Here is a 17,610-nt window from a genome sequence, read left to right as displayed (position 1 = left end):
CACCCGCCCCAACGGGAGCGTGTCCGCTAACCCGCTCCCGGTGCTCGTCAACAGACCCGGCGCAGGCCGGTGTTCACAGGTGGTGGGGGATGCAGGGTGTGAGGTGGTCGGAGGTGCGGGGGCTTGCCTCTGTCTGCGTATGAAGGTTAGGCTTACCTAAGTTGATTGTACGGAGGAGGATTCGTGACGAACCCATTCGAGGACGAGGACGGGGTGTACCTGGTGCTCGTCAACGACGAGGGGCAGCACTCCCTGTGGCCGTCGTTCGCCGAGGTCCCCGCGGGGTGGACGGTGGCGCACGGTGAGGACAGCCGTGCCGCATGCCTGGAGTACGTGGAGAAGAACTGGACGGATCTGCGCCCCAAGAGCCTGATAGAGAGCATGGCCGCCGACCCGTCATGAACCTTTCCTCACTGTTCACGCGGGACGCCCTGGGCAGACGCGGGTTCCTCATCGGGGCGGGCGCCGTGGGCGGTGGTGCCGCCTGGGCGAGCGCCGCCCTCCTCACCCACCCCGGTACCGGTACCGGTGCGGGTGCGGGTCGCGCGGTGGCCACCCGCCCCGATCTGATGACCGCGGCGCTGGGCAGCGGCCTGGAGAGGGTGCCCGGCGCTCTCACACAGGCCCGCGCCACCGCCTCCCGGTCCCGGGGCGGCGTGACGGCCGCCGCGCGGGCGGCCCGGGCGGCGGAGGAACTGGCGCCGTTCGCGGACCGGTTGCCGGTGCCGCCGGTGCTGCGCGGCCGCGGCGGGCGGCTCACGGTGTCGATGCGTACGGCTTCCGTACGGCTGCATCGGGACCTGCCGGCCACCCGGCTGTGGACGTACGAGGGCGGGCATCTGGGGCCGACGATCGAGGCGCGCAGCGGACAGCGGCTGCGGATCGCCTGGGAGAACGACCTCACCGGCGCCTTCCCCCTCGCCGCGGTCCGGGTGCCCTTCGCCTTCGAGGAGGGCCAGCCCCTGATGTGGGACCGGCCCGGCCGGGAGGGCGCCGACCCGCGCGGGGACGTCGCCGCGCTGCCGCCGTGGACCGCGGTCCATCTGCACGGCGCGGTCACCGGCGGCGGCAACGACGGCTGGGCCGAGAACGCGGTGCTGCCCGGGCACGCCCAGCTGAGCGAGTACCCGAACCAGCAGGCCGCGACCGGGCTCTGGTACCACGACCACGCCATGCACATCACGCATCTGAACGTGATGAGCGGGCTCGCCGCCGGTGCCTACCTGATCCGCGACGCCGAGGAGGACGGCCTCGATCTGCCCGCCGGGGAGCGGGAGTTGCCGCTGGTCCTCTTCGACCGCAACCTCGATCTGGACGCCGAGGGCCGCTTCACCGGCGACCTGCTCTACAAGGGCGTCGTCGTCGCCGACGACCCCTACGAACTGGTGCGGCCCTTCACCGGCCCCTTCACCCTCGTCAACGGGCGCATCTGGCCCTACGCGGAGGTGGCGGGCGGCTGGTACCGGCTGCGCCGCTACACCATCCGCCACCACCGGCCCGAACTCGGCGAGGTGGACCTGGACTTCGTCCTGCACGGCGCCGACCAGCTCGCCTCCGGCTGGGCCGAACGCGCCACGGTCGGCGAGGAGTCCATCTGGTTCGGGCCCAGCCCCGCCTACCCGCTGCGAGAGGGCGCCGCCTGGAGCCTGCTGCTCGGCGACGAGACCGCGCTGCCCGCCCTCGGCGTACTCCTGGAGGAACTGCCCGCGGGCCACCCGGTGACCGTCCTCGCCGAGATCGCCGACCCCGACGAGCAACTCCCGCTGCCCACCCGCGCCGACGCCGACATCCGCTGGCTGCACCGCGGCGACCGACCACCCGCACCGACGAACCCGAGCCCGCCGCCCTGCCCGGCCCCCGCACCTCCGCTCCCGCCTCCGGCCAAAAGCCCCTGGGCGCAGGCAAGTCGAGCACGGCCCCGCGCGGCGTCCTGGAGGCCGACGAGGTGCGCTACGCCTACGTGGACGGCGTGGAGGTGCTGCACGGACTCTCCCTCACGGTGGAGGCGGGGGAGCGGCTCGGCCTGGTCGGCCCGACCGGCGCGGGCAAGACCACCCTCGCCAAACTCCTCACCGGCCTCTACACCCCCGACAGCGGCAGCGTCCGCTACGACGGCGTGGACCTGCGCGCGCTGCCCCCGGGGGAGCTGCGCCGCCGTATCGTCCTGGTCCCGCAGCGCGTGCACATGATCGCGGGCTCCCTCCTGGACAACCTCGCCCTGGTCCCCGGCGAACCCGGCGAGGCCGCGGTACGCGAGGCCCTGGACCGGTTGGGCCTCACCGACTGGGCGGAGCGCCTGGCCCAGGGGCTGCACACTCCGCTGGGCGCCGGCCAGGGCGAACTCTCGGCGGGCGAGCTCCAACTCGTCGGCCTGGTACGGGCCGCCCTCCTCGACCCCGCGGTCCTGGTCCTGGACGAGGCCACCGCCGACATCGACCCCGCCACCGCCCGGAAGCTGGAGACCGCGCTGGACACCCTGCGCACGGACCGCACCCTCCTGGTGATCGCCCACCGCCAGTCGACCATCGACCGACTGCCGCGCGTGGTGCGTCTCGACGGGGGCGCCGTGGATTCCGTCCTGGCGGCCGGCTGACCGCCCGTAGCTCTCAACATCCCATCTCTGGCGGGGTGTTGAGAGCTACCTGGCGCGCGGTGGCCGACGGGTGTGGCAGAGTCGGGCGGGGCATCGGCCCGGCACCCGCGAAGGATCCTTCCTCCTCTTCTCCTCGCGGCCCGGGCGGGCATGAAGGGGGCGATGTGACGCGGGTGATCGACGACCGCTTCGAGTTGGTGCGACGGCTCGGCGGCGGAGGCATGGGAGTCGTGTGGCTGGCACGCGATCTGGTGCTGCACCGTGATGTCGCCGTCAAGGAGGTCCATCCGCCCGACCCCGGGCTCGCCTCCTACGACCCCGAGGCGGCCGCCGCCCTGCGCGCCCGCGTCCTGCGCGAGGCCCGGGCACTGGCCCGCATCGTCCACCCCAATGTGGTGACGATGCACCACATCATCGACCGCGGCGAGCGCACCTATCCGCTGCTGGTCATGGAGCTGGTCACGGGCGGTTCGCTCCAGGACCGCCTGGAACGCGGCACCCTCCCGCCCGTCGAGGCGGCCACCCTGGGCCGCGGCATTCTCGCGGGGCTGCGCGCCGCCCACGCCGCGCACATCCAGCACCGCGACATCAAGCCCCCGAACATCCTGCTGCGGGGCGACGGCCATCCGCTCCTCACCGATTTCGGCATCGCCGCGGTCCACGGCTCCACCGTCCTGACCGCGGCCGGTTCGGTCATCGGCACTCCGGACTACATGGCCCCGGAGCGCGTCGCGGGCCAGGACGGCGGCCCCGCAGCCGACTTGTGGTCCCTGGCGCTGACCCTCTACGTCGCCGTCGAGGGCCGCAACCCCTTGCGCCGCGCCAACACCCTCGCCACCCTCGCCGCGGTCCTCAGCGAGGATGTCCCACCGCCGCGTCAGGCCGGCCCCCTGACCCGCGCCCTGACGGCTGTCCTGGTACGTGACCCTGCCTTGCGCCCGGATGCTGCCGCCTTGGACCGGTTGCTGGCCGATGTTGAGGCGGGGGGCGAGGTCGGGGCTGGGGCTGGGGCTGGGGCTGGGACGCCGGGTGGCGGGACCGGTGGGCCCGACGCTCGGGCGAGGGCGGCTTCCGCTTCTGCTCCTGGCGTTCCCGAGTCTGCTCCTGCCGCTCCTGACTCGGCCTCTGCCTCTGTTCCCGCGTCCGGCTCTGTTCCCGCATCCGGGTCCGCTCCCGCATCCGGGTCCGCTCCCGACTCCGGGTCCGCTCCCGACTCCGGGTCCGCTCCGGACGGGGCCACGTCCTACCCGCTTGCCCCGCCTGGTGCCCCGCCCGGTGCTCCGTCCGCCGCGCCGGGTGCCCCGTCCCAGCACGGTGCCCCGTCTGCTCAGGGAACGCCGCCCGTGGGGGAGTCCGGACCGTACTCCTCGCATATTTCGTACGCCGCGCCCCCTGTGTCCACGCCACCGCCACCCGCTGCCCCGCCCGGTGTGCCGTCGCCTACGGGCCGTCCGGGGCGGCGGACTCTGGCCTACGCGGCGGGTGTCACCGCGGCCGCTCTCGCCGGTGTCCTGCTGTGGACGCTGCTGCCGACCGGCGGTGGCGGCGACCGCACCGACGCCGACGACGGTTCCTCACGCCCGAGCGCTTCCGGCAAGGCCCCGGCCGCCTCCTCGGGCGGCTCCGGCGGCACCCCCGCCGGTGAGGAGCCGGGCGGTGCGAAGCTGACCGTCGGGGTCAAGTTCGACCAGCCCGGTCTCGGCCTCAAGACGTCCGACGGCGGTTACCGCGGTTTCGACATCGACGTGGCCACCTACCTCGCCCGCGCGCTGGGGCACGAGCCCTCCGAGATCGCCTGGAAGGAGGCGCCGAGCAGCCGCCGCGAGGCCATGCTCGAAAACGGCGACGTCGACCTCGTCGTCGCCACCTATGCCATGACCGATGCCCGCGCGGAGAAGATCGACTTCGTCGGCCCCTACCTGGTGGCCCACCAGGACGTCCTGCTGCGCGCCAAGGACGACTCCGTACGGGAACCGGCCGACCTCAACGGCAAGAAGGTCTGCGCCGTCACCGGTTCCACCGCCGCCTTCGCCCTCCGGACGAGCGCGCCGGGGGCCGTGGTCGAATCCCGGGACACCTACTCGCGCTGCGTGGACGAGCTGGACGAGGGCAGCGTGGACGCCGTCACCACCGACGACGCCCTCCTCGCGGGCTACGCCGAACTGAAGCCGGGCGCCTACCGGTTGGGCGGCCTCGCCCTGAGCGACGAGCGGTACGGAATCGGCCTGCCCCAAGGCAGCAAGCTCAAGGCGAAGGTCACGCGCGCCCTGAAGGACATGACCGCCGACGGCTCCTGGGACAGGGCCCGCCGCAAGAACCTCCCCCTGCTCGAAGCCGAACCCCCGACACCCGCCTGAGCGGCGCCGCCCGCCGCCCGCGGCCCTGCGACGGCGGGCGGCGCGGGGCTCCGGTCCGTCTCAGCCGAGGTCGGCCCCGTATACGTGCGTGACGTCGATCTGGATCAGTACGCGGTGGTCGGAGACCATCACCGACCGGTACTCGTCCCAGTCGGGGTGCTCCCCGGCGGCCCGGCGGTAGTAGTCGACGAGGGCTTCGACTTCGGGCCCGTGCGGGTCGCTGCCGGGGCCGGTGATCCGGGCGGTGCCCTCGGCCGTGGCCCAGGACCTGCCGTCGGCGCTGGTGACTTCCAGGGCGGCTCGTGCGTCGCGGCGCAGATTGGCGATCTTGGCCGTCCTCGCTGTGGTCGACACGTACAGGGTCGAGGTGGCGGGGTCGTAGAACGGCTGCACGGGCGAGAGTTGCGGCGATCCGTCGGCCTTGATCGTGGCGAGGACACCGAGGGTGCTGCGGGCGAGCAGTGTGTGCGGGTCGAACGAGGCAGTGGTCATGGAAAGATCATCAACCCTCACACCGGTGTGAGGTCAAGGAAGGGATCGCCGTGTTGACCGGGGAGCCGAGTCGGCGGATCCGGGCGCTGGACGGTGCGGGGGCGGAGATCTGTCGGTCATGAGCCCATGGCAGGCTCATGCCGCATGATCGATGAATTCGCGAAGGACAATCTGCACGGGCGACTGCGCCGGGACCGCGAGGCGCTGCTCTGGAAACTCGACGGCCTGTCCGAATACGACGCCCGCTGGCCTTTGACGGTGACCGGGACCAATCTCCTCGGCTTGGTGAAACACGTGGCCACCGTCGAGGCCAGGTATTTCGGCGAGGTCTTCGACCGCCCTTCCCCGGAATTGCTGCCCCGATGGCAGGACTCCGACGGAAGCGATCTGTGGGCGGCCGAGGACGAGACCCGCGATCAGATCATCGGGTTCTACCGGCGTACGTGGGAACACTCGGACGCGACGATCCACGAGTTCCCCCCTCGACGCCCCCGGCCATGTGCCGTGGTGGCCGGAGCCGCATTTCCATACGAACCTGTTCGCCGTCCTGGTCCATGTCCTCGGCGAGTCCATCCGGCATGCCGGGCACGCCGATATCCTGCGCGAGAGCCTCGACGGCCGGACCGGGCTGCGCCCCGAGAACGAGAAGCAGATCGACGAGGAAGCCCGCGCGGCCCACTGCGCGGAGATCGAGCAGGCCGCCAGGTCGGCCGCACCGATCAAGACGTAGCGGGGGCCCGCTCCGTATGACGAGCGGGCCGTGTCCACGGCAGTGCTGTACGCGCTGACTATTCGAAACTTGCCATTTGAGACAGCCGTTTATGCGGTTTTGTTGGTGTGGGGGTGGAGTGCGGTGGGGAGTTGGTGGCGGTTTTGGATGTGGAGTTTGCGGTAGATGCGGGTGAGGTGTTGTTCGACGGTGCTGATGGTGATGTAGAGGGTGGCGGCTATTTCGCGTTGTTGGTGTGGCCGTGGGGTGGCGAGGGTGGCGACGCGGGTTTCGGATTCGCTGAGTTTGGTGGTGGTGGGGGGGGGGGGGTGGGGGGGGGGGGTGTGGGTGGGGGTGATGGTGGGTCGGGTGGGTGGGGTGGTGGGGTGGGTTGTTGGGTGGGTGCCGGTGTGGTGGGTGCGGGGGGTGGTGGGTGGTGGTGTGGGGGTGGTGGATGTGGTGGGCGAGTTCTTCGGCGCCGCATTCTTTGGCGATGTGCCAGGCGCGGTGGGTGAGGGTGGTGGCGCGGGTGGGGTCGGTGTGTGGGGGGTGTGGGCGAGGTCGTTGAGGGCGCGGGCGAGTTCGAGGCGGTCGCCTGAGCGTTGGAGTTCTTCGATGGCTTGGGTGAGGAGGCGGGTTTTTTTGTCGGGGGTGTTGGTGTGGGCGAGGAGGCGGAGGGTGGTGCCTTTGACGCGGGCGTCGGTGTTGTTTTTGGTGAGTTGTTCGGTGAGGAGGGTGGTGGCTTTGTCGTGTTCGCCGAGGTGGAGCCAGGCTTCGGCGGCGTCGGTGCGCCAGGGGAGGAGGGCGGGTTCGTCCATGTCCCAGCGTTGGGCGAGTTTGCCGGTCATGAGGAGTTCGCCGAGGGCGGCGTTGGTGCGGCCGGTGGCGAGGTAGTAGCGGCCGCGGGCGCGGGTGTAGGCGAGGGCGTAGACGCTGCGGAAGAGGGCGTCGGGGACGGGGTGGCTGAGGTGGCGGGCGGCGGTGTCGTATTTGCCCATGGCGGTGTAGGCGAGGATCTGGTGGGCGAGGGGGCCGCCGATGAAGACGCTGCCGTCGCGGCCGGGTACGGCTTCCAGTGCGGTGCGGGCGTAGGAGGCGGATTCGGTGAGGTTGCCCAGGCGCAGGGCGGTCTCCGCGCGGAGGGAGGCGAAGACGGCGCGCCAGCCGGGGGCGCGGCGGCGGCGGGATTCGTCGATGAGGGCGTCGCACCAGGGGGCGGCTTTGTCGGGGCGGCCGGCGAACAGGAGGGTGTTGACGGCTGTGACGAGGGGTTCGAAGGTCGCGTCGGTCAGGGGGGAGACCTCGAGGACTTTCTCCGCGGCGGCGAGGGGGGATTCCTCTTGTTGTCCGGTGCCGAAGAAGCCGCTGAAGACCGCGGTGATCGAGGACAGGGAGCCCTTCTTTGCCCGCGTCCGCCCACCCGGCGACGGGGCTCCGCGCCCGCCCGGTGAGGTGTTCGCGCCCGGCGAGGTCCCGCGCCCGCCCGGTGTGCCGCTCGTGCCGGGTGAGGTCCCGTGCATGCCCGGTGTGCTGCTCGTGCCGGGTGGGGTCCCGTGCATGCCCTGAGGGGTGTTTGTGCCCCGCGGGGTCCCGTGTCGGCCCGGTGTGCTGCTCGTGCCGGGCGAGGTGTTCGTGCTCCGCGCGGTCCCGTGCCCGCTCTGCGGGGTTCCGTGCGTGCCTGGCGATGGGGCTTTGCGCCCGTTCGGTGAGGTGTTCGTGTCCGGCGAGTTCCCGTGCCCGCCGTGCGAGGTCCCGTGCATGCCCGGCGAGGTCGTGCGCCCGCCGTGCGAGGTGGTGCGCTCGCCGTGAGGGGTCTCGTGTGTACCCGGTGTGCCGCTGTTCGTGTTCTGCGGGGCGTCGTGCGTTCCTGGTGTGCTGCTGTTCGTGCCGGGTGGGGGAGTGGAGTTGCCCGGCGGGGCTCCGTGCACACCCGGCGAGGTGTTCGTGTCCGGCCAGGTTTCGTGCATGCCCGGTGGGGTGCTGCTCATGCCCGGTGCGGCGGTGGGGGTGCCCGGTGAGGTCTCGTGCATGCCGGGTGAGGTGTTTGCCTCCGGCCAGGCTTCGTGCGCATCGGGTGTGCTGCTGTGGGTGCTGGGTGGGGTGGTGTGGGGTGTGGGTGGTTGTGGGTGGGGTGTGTGTTGGGCCCAGCGGGTGGTCATGCGGAATTGGGAGAGGACTGAGGTGTTGGTGTGGGGGGTGGTGGGGTGGATGTGGCCCAGTGCGCTGCGGGCTTCTTCGATGCGGCCGTGGGCGAGGAGGAGTTCGCCGAGTCTGGCGATGTGGGTGGGGGGGAGGGTTCCGGAGCGGAGGGCGGCGAGGGGTTCTTCGAGGAGGCGTTCGGAGGCGGAGGGGTTGAGGCGCCACATGATTCCGGCGATGCCCAGGCGTAGTCCGGCTTGTTCTTCGGGGTCGTTGCTGGCGGTGCAGGCGAGTTCGAGGCAGGCGACGGCGAGTTTGGCTTCGTCTTCGGCGAGGGCTTGTTGGGCGGCGTCTCGTAGGAGGGGGATGGCCCAGGGTTGTTCGGCGTCTTGGGCGGCCAGGAGGTGGCGGGCGACGCTGAGGGTGGAGGCGCCGTTTTGGTGGAGCAGGGTGGCGGCGCGTCGGTTGAGGTCCAGGCGTTGGTCGTCGTCCATGTTCTCCAGGACGGTTGCTTGGACGGCGGGGTGGCGGAAGGCGAGGTTTTTCAGGAGTCCGGCGGTTTCGAGTGCGGTGAGGGCGCGGGTGGTGGCGGCGGGTCCGGTTTTGAGGAGGCGGGCCAGGAGTTCGGGGGAGGTGCCGGTGCCCAGGACGGAGATGCCGGCGGCGATCTGGGAGACGGTGCGGCCGCTGCGGTAGATGCAGGTGAGGACGGCTTGCAGGAACATGTCGCCGACCACCGGCTCGACCCGGCCTCCCGCGCCGCTGCCCCGGCTTCCCGCGGCGCCGCTTCTGCCTGCCGCGGCGCTGCTCCGGCCGCGAGCACCACTGCCCGCAGCGCCGCCCGCACCACTGCCCGCGGTGCCGCCGGTGGTGGTGCTGCCCGCAGTGCTTCCCGCAGTGCTGCTGGTGGTGGTGTCCGTGGTGGTGCTGGTGGTGGTGTCTGTGGCACGGCTTGTGGCGGTGCTTGGGGTGGGGGTGGTGCGGTAGTCGTCGATGAGTGCGCGGAGCAGGAGGGGGTTGCCGCCGCTGATGTCGTGCCAGGTGCATGACAGGTGTAAGGGGGAGGGCAGGCCGAGGCGGGTGGTCAGGCCGCGGGCGGTTTCCTCGGCTGTCAGGCGTTCGACGCGCAGGCGTTGGAAGTTGGGCCGGCGTAGGAGTTCGGTGGTGAAGACGGCGTCTTTGTGGTCGGTGTCGGTGGCCTGGGCGAAGACCAGCAGGAGTTTGGCGGTGGGGGCGCTGCCGGCGAGGTAGAGCAGGTATTGCAGGGAGACCGCGTCCACGGAGTGGAGTTCGTCGATGCAGATGACGACTGGTTCGCGGGCGGCGAGTTCGATCAGTGCCGCGCGGAACTCGCGGGCGCCGGGCAGGTGGGCGCAGGCGGCCGGGGGGTTGTTCTCGCCGTGTCCCGGTGCGGGAGGCAGGGTGTCGGCGGGGTCGGGGCCCAGGGCGCGGCGCAGTCGTTCGGCGCTGGCTTTGGGCAGGCGGGGTGAGTCGATCAGCTGGCGCAGTGTGCCCAGTGCGGTGCGGTCGGCGCAGGAGCCGTAGGCCTTGAGGACCAGCGCGCCCGCTTTGGCGGTGTGCGCGGTGACGGCGTCCAGGGCGTGGGTCTTGCCGCAGCCGACGGCCCCTTCGACGAGGACGACGCCCACCTCGCCCTGCAGCGTGCGGGAGAACACCCTCCTCAGTTTTTCGAAGTGCGCATCGAATTGTTTGGCCCCGGCAAATGAAAACACTGCTGTCCGCACCCCCCGAAATACGACGCGGGAAAATGTCCGCGAAGGCTCATGCTTCCCGGGTAAGCTATACGCCCCCCGGCCGGTGCCACCAGAGCCGCCGGTAAAAACATAATTAACTGGCCGATAATTTTGCATAAAAAGCGCCCGGCCGTCGCCCCGGAGGAGTTGCGGCCGGGCTGCGCCTGTGCACCCGTATCGAAAGTCACAAAAGTGCTGCCGAGGCCACGTCACCCCCGCTCACCAGGCCTCTCGCCAATGAGGGCCAGCATACACGAAACCCCCAAGAGGGAAACCGTGTGCAATGCGCGTTCTCGCGCGGGGCCGATGCCGCACGACTATCGCCAGAGATTTCCGGACTCCCGCATTCCGGGCACTTGTTTGCCCGTTTTGTTTATCGATGCGTTTCTTGCATGCGTTATCGGCGATAACAGCGGAGATTTGCCGGGAATTCCTCGGCATAACACTGTCGGTGTATGTGGGAGGCGTTGACCGGGGTGGTGGCCGGAATTGAGCGCCGCTCACCTTTCGGGCACGTCGCCTCGCGGGCCCCGATGCCGGTGCCCCTTCCCTTTCCAAGACGCACGCACCCCCGGCCTGGTTGCCCCACCCCGGCAATGCGATTCCCCCCCGCCGGCGGGGGGTCGTCCGGCCCGGACCGGAGGAGCGGTCGCCCCGCCGGGGGACGCGAGGCCCGCCCGAGGGTGCGGTCGTCCCACCGGGGTCGTCCTGCCCGGCGGTGCGGTCGGCGGTCCGGTTGGCGGTGCGGTTGGCCCGCCCGGGGGTGCGGTCGTCCCACCGGGGGGCGTTCTGCCCGGCGGTGCGGTCGGCGGTGCGGTCGGCGGTGCGGTTGGCCCGCCCGGGGGTGCGGTCGTCCCACCGGGGGGCGTTCTGCCCGGCGGTGCGGTCGGCGGTGCGGTCGGCGGTGCGGTTGGCCCGCCCGGGGGTGCGGTCGTCCCACCGGGGGGCGTTCTGCCCGGCGGTGCGGTCGGCGGTGCGGTTGGCCCGCCCGGGGTGTGGTTGGCCTGTCGGGAAGTGCGGTCGTCCTGCCCGGGGTGCGGTCGCCCCGCCCGGGGGTGCCCTGCCCGGAGGTGTGGCTGCCCTGCCCTGGTATGCGGCTGTCCTGCCGGAGGGTGTCCTGCCCGGGGTGCGGTCGTCCCGCTCGGGACGCAGTTGCCCCGCCGAGGGGGCGGTTGCCCCACCGAGGCGCGGTCGTCCTGCCGGGAGCCCTGCCTGACGGTGCAATTGGCGTGGCCGTCTGCTCGGCAGTGCGGTTGTTCTGCCGGGGGGGGGCTGCCCGAGGGGGTGATCGCCCTGCCCAACGGCTCGGTTGCCTCACCGGGTGTGCGGTTGGCCTGCCTGGAGGTGTGGTCGTCCTGCCGGAGGTCGGCGTGCCTCGGGGTGCGCGGTCGTCCCTGCCGGGGCTGTCCGCCCGAGGACGCGGTCGTCCTGCCCGGGGGTGCGGTCGTCCTGCCCGGAGGTGCGGTCGGCCCTGCCGGGGCACGCGGTCATCCCGCCCCGGGGCGGTTGGCCCCGCCGGAGGACGCGGTTGCCCCGCCCGGGTGTGCGGCCGCCCCCCGGAGGCCGCCTTGCCCGGCGGCGCAGTCGGCCCCGCCGGGTGCGCGGCCGCCCTGCCGGAGGCCGTCCTGCCCGGCGGTGCGCTCGTCCCCCGCCTGGGGAGGTGGCCGTCCGCCCCGGGCGTGTGAGCGCCCCATCCGGGGTGTGGTCGGGGCTCTGCCCGGGGGTGGGGTCGTCCCTGCTCGGGGGTGTGGTCGTCCTGTCCGGGGGTGTGGTTGTGGTGGGGCGCCGGGGGGTGTGGGGTGCGGGGGTAGGGTCGGGTGTATGGCCCTGCGCAACGCGATCCTCGCCGCGCTCGCCGACGGCGAGTTCTCCGGTTACGACCTGGCCAAGTCCTTTGACGCCGCGGTGGCGAACTTCTGGAGTGCCACGCCTCAGCAGCTCTACCGTGAACTCGAGCGGCTGGATGCCCAGGGGCTGGTCCGGGCCCGTCTCGTCGAGCAGCAGCGGCGTCCCAACAAGCGCCTGTTCTCCCTCACCGACGCCGGTCGCGCGGCGCTGCGGGAGTTCACCGCCCGCGCGCCCAGGCCCACTGCGATCCGTGATGAGCTGCTGGTCCAGGTCGAGGCGGTGGACCTCGGTGACACGGCGGGTGTCCGCAGCCATCTCCAGGCCAGGCTCGCGGCGGCGAGGGGCAAGCTGCAGGACTACGAGCGCTCGCGTGCCCGTCTCCTGGACGGGCGTACGGAGGAGGAGTACCTCGCGGGTGAACGCCGGCTCGGCCCGTATCTGACGCTGGCGCGGGGGCTGGCCTTCGAGCGGGAGAACATCCGCTGGTACGGGTTCGCTCTGCGCGCGCTCGCCGACCGGCACCGTGTCCGGGGGGCGGCCGATGCCTGAACGCAGCCTGGAGTTCGGGAAGTTCGGTGCCCGCGGTATCAAGGGCGGCGAGGCGATCGCCCGCCAGCTCGACCGGCTCGCCGGGGGGATCACCTCCCCGGTGACCACCCGCCGCGGTCTGCTCGCCCGCCTGAACTACCTCACCAGGAGCCCCCGTGCCCGCCGCGCGGCCCGCGCGGCCGGGCTCACCGTCACCGACCGCACCCTCAAGGCCTGGCAGGACGGCACACGCAGCCCCTCCCCGCGGAACCTGCGGCGTGTCGAGGACGCCTACCGGCAGGTCCGCCGCCGCAACGTGGCCCGGCATCTGCTGGCCCGCCTCAACCGGGGCGGGCGCGGCACCCGGGTGGAGATCCACCCCCTCGACCAGTCCCAGGTCGTACGCCCCCACCAGCGCGTCCTCGAATACCGGACGATGAACGTGCGCCGCTGGGAGAACCTCGTCGGCGCCTGGGCGGACGGCGACACGGCCGCCCTCGACGAGCACTGGGTCGGCGAGTACCTCAGCGACCTCGGCTCCCAGTGGGGCAGCTACGAGTACGTGACGAACATCGGCTTCGCCGCGTGAACGCCCGCCCCGACGGCGAGTTCGGCGCGATCGACGCGCTCCTGGCCCGCTCCGGACCCAAGGCGCCGCTGCCGCCCCCCGCTAGGCGCGCGGCCCTGCGCGAGGCCCTGAACCTGTCCAAGACCGAACTCGCCCGCACCCTGGGCGTGAGCGCGGCCACCGTCCGCGCCTGGGAACAGGGCCGCGACCCCGAAGGCAGCACCCGCGAGAAGTACGCCTACTTCCTCGACGCCGCCCGCGACAGACTCGCCGCACTCACCCCCACCACCCCCCTCCACGACACCCCCACCCAACCCGACCCCGCCCAACCCGAATCCGAACTCGCCCACCCCGGCCCCGCCCAACCCGGCGGTGGCGAGGGCGAGTTGGGTACGGCGCGGCCCTGCGTGCTGTGCGGGGGACCGGCCCGCCACCAGGTCGAGGGCTTCCCCCAGCACCTCACCCCCGAGGAATGCACCACCCCCGCACCCTCCGCCACCCCCGCACCACCCGCGCCCGAATCGCCCGCGCCCGCCCCCGCCCCCGGTCGTTCGCCGCGTCCCGTTCGTGGTGCGCAGCCGCTGGTGGCGCGTGGGCGGCGTGCCGAGGGGCCGGGGCAGGTGCCGGATCTGGTCGCCGACGCGGTCCGTACGGCGCTGCTGCAGCACGGCGGTGATCCGGAGGCCGCCACCGCGGCTCTGGTCAAGAAGGCGATCCCGGACGCGATGGCCCTGCTCGACCACTGCCGTATCGGCGGCCGCTACGACGTGATCGCCCACCCCCCGCTGCCCGAGATCCTGCGCCCGCAAAAGGCCCGCGGCGCCGACCTGATCTGGGAGGCCCGCCCCAAATGGACCCGCCCCTGGCTCCCGCCGGGCCGCCACGAGGTGTCCGCCCTCGACCTCAACGGCGCCTACCTGTCCGCCCTGAAGACCCACCTCCCCCTCGGCCGCCTCGAACACCACACCGGCCCCGCCCACGACCGGCGCCGCGCCGGCGTCCACCTGATCACCCCGCCCGACTGGCACCACGACGACGTCCTGCCCCACCCCCTGGGACAACGCGACGAACCCGGCCCCCTGTGGGTCACCGAACCCACCCTGCGCCTGCTGCTGCGCCTGTCCGGCCCCCGCCACTCACTGTGCGAGGCACCCGTGATCCACGAGTCCTTCACCTCCGGCGCCAGCGAGGGCCTCCTGGAGAAGTTCCGCCTCACCCTCAAAGACGCCCGCGACCGCGCCCTGGCCGCCGACGACACGGTGACCCTGGAATACGTCAAGGCCATGTACGCCAAGTTCGTCGCCACCATGGGCACCTCGCACTACAACCGCGAGCTGTACCGGCCGGACTGGATGCACCTGATCCGCTCCCAGGCCTTCGCCAACCTGTGGCTCAAGGCCTTCAGAGCCCACGAGTCGGGACTGCTCGTGATCCGCGCGATGGGCACCGACGAACTCCACGTCGCCGGCGACTGGCGCCGCGTCTTCACCGAGGGCCGCGCCCTGAGCGAGGTGAAGGTCAAAGACACCTACCCCCTCGGCGACGACCACCCCCCCACCCCCACAACCGACCCATAAGCCAGACCCCCAGCACCCCTCGGGGCCATCCCCGGCACGTCCGGGCTCCAGCCTCCCGGGCCCCCGGCACCCCCGGGCCCCCAGCACACCCCGGGACACCCCCGGGCCTCCGGGCACCCGGGCCCCGGTCGACTCCCGCCACCCCGGCCCGGCAACACCCCGGCGCCCCCGGACAACTACCCAGCGCCCCGGTCACCTCCCCGGCGCTCTCCGGTCACCTCCCCGGCGCGCCCCGGCATTCCCGCTCAACTCCCCACCCCACCCCCTCCCATTCGATTACCCAAAGTCACTTCCTGTCGGCTCGGTGCGATCCCCGTACCCTCGCGGCCCGAATAGGGAAAGCCCGTACGCGAACTGGTTGCCGGAGAAAGGCCGGTGGTCATAAGCTGACCGCCTTGATGCAGATGCGAAACGGGGGCGCTATGCACATCGATCTCGGCCTGTGCGGCACGAAGCCGCACCGCAGGCGCGTGGATCCCGCACGAGAGCGGTACACGCACCGTCATCACGGGGAACTCCCTCTCGATACCGGGCCGCTTGCGCACGGGTAGCCGGTAGTGGCCGCGGCTTCGGCGCGGACCGGACAAATCCGCCTGGCGGGCAACGGTTTCGGTGAGCGGCCCAGCATGCCACTCATCAACCACACTTTCGGAATGGGCAATTCCTCTACGGTGTTCCGCACACCGTGCGACCGCCCACCCGCAGCAGGAGCCGCCACAGTCACCCGGAAGCCGCCCGGAAGCCGCCCGGAGGCCGCCGCACGGCGCTGACGTGCACGGACACCATCCCTCGGGCCGCGGTGTCCCACCCCTGACCGGGCGGCGGGATTCCCGCGGGGATTCCCGCAACACCTTCCCGCGGGGCCTTCCCGCGGCAGGGAAATCCCGCACCCGCCCGCACGGTTCTCCCGATGGGGTTTGACGTCACCGGCGCGGGTTGCTGAAGTAAGAGACACCGCGAAGTGACAGACGCGGTGAAGTAAGAGATGCCGTGAAGTGACAGACGCGGTGAAGTAGGAGACAGGGCAGGGTAATTGCCTCGGCCGGGTAATGCCCTGCCGGTGTCCGCCTCGGGACGGGGCGGCGGTAGTGGTGCACTGTCTGCACGAAGACGGGGGAGCGGGGGAGAGACCTTTTCCGGCAGGGAACGCGTATGTCGCGGCCGCCGGTTTCCTTTTGATTCAGCCGGGTGTGCACGGGTTCGACCGCCCGTGCCGTCCCGTCCTTTGACGTGCCGCATATTCCGCTGCCGTAATCCGGTGTGCGCTTCCTGCCATGCATGAGACGGAGAAATCTCGTGGACCACCCTGTCGGGCTTTTCCCACTGTCGGCGGCGCAGAAAGACGTATGGATCGCGCACCACCTCGACCCCGAGCAGAACCAGCACAACTGCGGCGGCTACATCGAACTGCGCGGCCCGCTCGACGAGCACCACCTCGCCGCGGCCGTCCGCCAGGCCCACACCGAGAGCCAGGCGTTGCGCGTACGGTTTTCCACCGACGCCGAGGACACCCCCTGGCAGCAGGTCGCCGACGACGCCCAAGCCCCCCTGGAGACACGGGACTTCAGCGGTGAGGACGACCCGCGCGCCGCCGCCGAGGACTGGGTCCGCGCCGACCTGGCCACCCCCGTCGACCTGCTGAAGGGCCCGCTGCTCACCCACACCCTGCTGCGGCTCGCCCCCGACCACGCCCTGTTCCACCTGCGCTACCACCACATCGTCCTCGACGGCTACGGCCAGATGCTGTACTGGCGCCGTATCGCCCACCTGTACACCGCACGCTGCCAGGGCACCGAGGCCACCGAGGCGATCGCCGCGAGTCTGGCCGACCTCCTCGACGAGGAGGACACCTACCGCCGCTCCGACGCCTACGACAGCGACCTGGCCTACTGGCGCCGGCAGAGCAAGGACTGGCCCGACCGCCTGAGCCTGGGCGATCCCCACGCCGGCACCACCGGCCCCGCCGCCCGCTACGGCGCACCGGCCGCGCTGCGGGGCCTCGGCGACCGGGCCGCCGCCTTCGGCACCCACTGGTCCGTCATCGCCCTCGCCGCGACTGCCGCCTACCTGCGCCGCCTCAGCCCCCACGACGACCTCGTCCTGGGTATGCCGGTACGGGCGCGCACCACCCGCGCCGCCCTGACCACCCCCGCCATGCTCGCCAACGTGCTGCCGCTGCGGCTGAGCGTGAGCACCGGGCAGAGCTTCGCCTCCCTCGTGGAGCAGGTCGCCGAACGCGTCGGTGAACTTCTGGCCCATCAGCGTCTGCGCGGTGAGGAACTGGCCCGCGAACTGCGCCGCACCCACGCGGTGGAGTCCGCCCCCGGCGTCGTCGTCAACGTCATCGGCTTCGACAACGCCCTCACCTTCGACACCCTCACCGGCACCGTCCACCAGCTGTCCGTCGGCCCGGTACGCGATCTGGCCCTCACCTTCTTCGGCGGCAGCGACGGCTCCCACCTGCGCCTCACCCTCGACGCCCACCCGGCCCTGCACGACGCGGGCGTCCTGGACGCCCACCGGGCACGCCTGACCGCCTTCCTCGACCGCCTCGCCGACACCGACACCGACCTCCAGTGCCCCCTCGGCGACCTCGACCTCCTGACCGGAGCCGAACGCACCGCCCTCGCCGCCGAGGCCCGCGCCCACCGGCGCGACTGGGACCTCGAGCGGCCTGTGCACGACCTGGTCCGCGCCCAGGCCGCCCGCACCCCCGACGCCCTCGCCGTCGAGAGCGCCGGCACCCGCCTGACCTACCGCGAACTGACCCAACGCACCCAGGCACTCGCCGCCGAACTGCGCGCCCGCGGCGTGCGGCGGGGCGACATCGTCGCCGTCTGCGACGAACGCTCCCCGGAACTGGTCGTCAGCCTCCTCGCGGTCCTCGAAACCGGTGCCGCCTACCTGCCGCTGGATCCCGAACTGCCCCGCGCCCGCCTGGAGTTCCAGCTCACCGACTCCGGCGCCCGGCACCTTGTGACCCGCACCACCCTCACCGACCGCCTCCCTGCCACCACCCTCCCCACCCTGAACGTGGACACCCTG

At 72.1% G+C, this 17,610-nt stretch carries 8 protein-coding genes and 3 pseudogenes; 9 read left to right on the top strand and 2 right to left on the bottom strand.

What is annotated here, in order from left to right:
- Positions 1-183 precede the first annotated feature (183 nt).
- The 4 genes and pseudogenes from MID12_RS00185 to MID12_RS00170 all read left to right on the top strand — a co-directional run bounded on the left by MID12_RS00185 (position 184) and on the right by MID12_RS00170 (position 4,950).
- Positions 184-402, top strand: coding sequence for an MbtH family protein (locus MID12_RS00185; protein WP_040245994.1), 219 nt, complete (start codon positions 184-186; stop codon positions 400-402).
- A pseudogene (locus MID12_RS32205) lies at positions 321-1,754 on the top strand (siderophore-interacting protein); the annotation flags it as partial. The gene MID12_RS00185 and the pseudogene MID12_RS32205, both read left to right, overlap by 82 nt.
- 191 nt (positions 1,755-1,945) lie before the next feature.
- Positions 1,946-2,593 carry an ATP-binding cassette domain-containing protein gene (locus MID12_RS00175; protein ID WP_317633350.1) on the top strand — a complete coding sequence of 216 codons (648 nt, stop codon included), beginning with the start codon at positions 1,946-1,948 and terminating at the stop codon, positions 2,591-2,593.
- A 221-nt stretch (positions 2,594-2,814) separates the two neighbouring features.
- A complete protein-coding gene (locus MID12_RS00170) occupies positions 2,815-4,950 on the top strand; it encodes a bifunctional serine/threonine-protein kinase/glutamate ABC transporter substrate-binding protein (protein WP_317633414.1) in 2,136 nt (711 codons plus the stop codon).
- A 60-nt stretch (positions 4,951-5,010) separates the two neighbouring features.
- Here MID12_RS00170 and MID12_RS00165 read toward each other — a convergent pair whose 3' ends face one another.
- Complete coding sequence (locus tag MID12_RS00165; RefSeq protein WP_040245983.1) at positions 5,011-5,442, bottom strand: PPOX class F420-dependent oxidoreductase; 432 nt, start codon at positions 5,440-5,442, stop codon at positions 5,011-5,013.
- Positions 5,443-5,586: 144 nt separating this feature from the next.
- Here MID12_RS00165 and MID12_RS00160 point away from each other — a divergent pair.
- A pseudogene (locus MID12_RS00160) lies at positions 5,587-6,172 on the top strand (DinB family protein).
- An 89-nt stretch (positions 6,173-6,261) separates the two neighbouring features.
- On the opposite strand, the gene MID12_RS00155 reads toward MID12_RS00160, so the two are convergent.
- Positions 6,262-10,161: an AAA family ATPase gene (locus MID12_RS00155; protein WP_263163960.1), complete on the bottom strand. Its 3,900-nt coding sequence runs from the start codon at positions 10,159-10,161 to the stop codon at positions 6,262-6,264.
- Between the two features lie 1,704 nt (positions 10,162-11,865).
- Between MID12_RS00155 and MID12_RS00150 the strand changes: the two genes are divergently transcribed.
- From MID12_RS00150 to MID12_RS32345, 4 genes and pseudogenes are all read left to right on the top strand, one after another.
- A complete protein-coding gene (locus MID12_RS00150; protein ID WP_040245980.1) occupies positions 11,866-12,441 on the top strand; it encodes a PadR family transcriptional regulator in 576 nt (191 codons plus the stop codon).
- Complete coding sequence (locus tag MID12_RS00145; RefSeq protein WP_263163958.1) at positions 12,434-13,009, top strand: transcriptional regulator; 576 nt, start codon at positions 12,434-12,436, stop codon at positions 13,007-13,009. Before MID12_RS00150 ends, MID12_RS00145 begins: the two co-directional genes overlap by 8 nt.
- A complete protein-coding gene (locus MID12_RS00140) occupies positions 13,006-14,565 on the top strand; it encodes a helix-turn-helix domain-containing protein (RefSeq protein WP_263163956.1) in 1,560 nt (519 codons plus the stop codon). The genes MID12_RS00145 and MID12_RS00140 overlap by 4 nt, the downstream gene beginning before the upstream one ends.
- A gap of 1,278 nt (positions 14,566-15,843) precedes the next feature.
- A pseudogene (locus tag MID12_RS32345) lies at positions 15,844-17,517 on the top strand (condensation domain-containing protein); the annotation flags it as partial.
- Positions 17,518-17,610 lie beyond the last annotated feature (93 nt).

Source organism: Streptomyces sp. SCSIO ZS0520 (genome assembly GCF_025643355.1).
Classification (GTDB): domain Bacteria; phylum Actinomycetota; class Actinomycetes; order Streptomycetales; family Streptomycetaceae; genus Streptomyces; species Streptomyces physcomitrii.
The sequence above is the reverse complement of the archived record's forward strand: the minus strand, read 5'-3'. Positions and strand labels throughout refer to the sequence as shown.

Coding starts and splice junctions, on each gene's coding strand:
- MID12_RS00155 (WP_263163960.1), bottom strand. CDS start 10,161: ATGCAAAATTATCGGCCAGTTAATTATGTTTTTACCGGCGGCTCTGGT.
- MID12_RS00150 (WP_040245980.1), top strand. CDS start 11,866: ATGGCCCTGCGCAACGCGATCCTCGCCGCGCTCGCCGACGGCGAGTTC.
- MID12_RS00145 (WP_263163958.1), top strand. CDS start 12,434: ATGCCTGAACGCAGCCTGGAGTTCGGGAAGTTCGGTGCCCGCGGTATC.
- MID12_RS00170 (WP_317633414.1), top strand. CDS start 2,815: ATGGGAGTCGTGTGGCTGGCACGCGATCTGGTGCTGCACCGTGATGTC.
- MID12_RS00165 (WP_040245983.1), bottom strand. CDS start 5,442: ATGACCACTGCCTCGTTCGACCCGCACACACTGCTCGCCCGCAGCACC.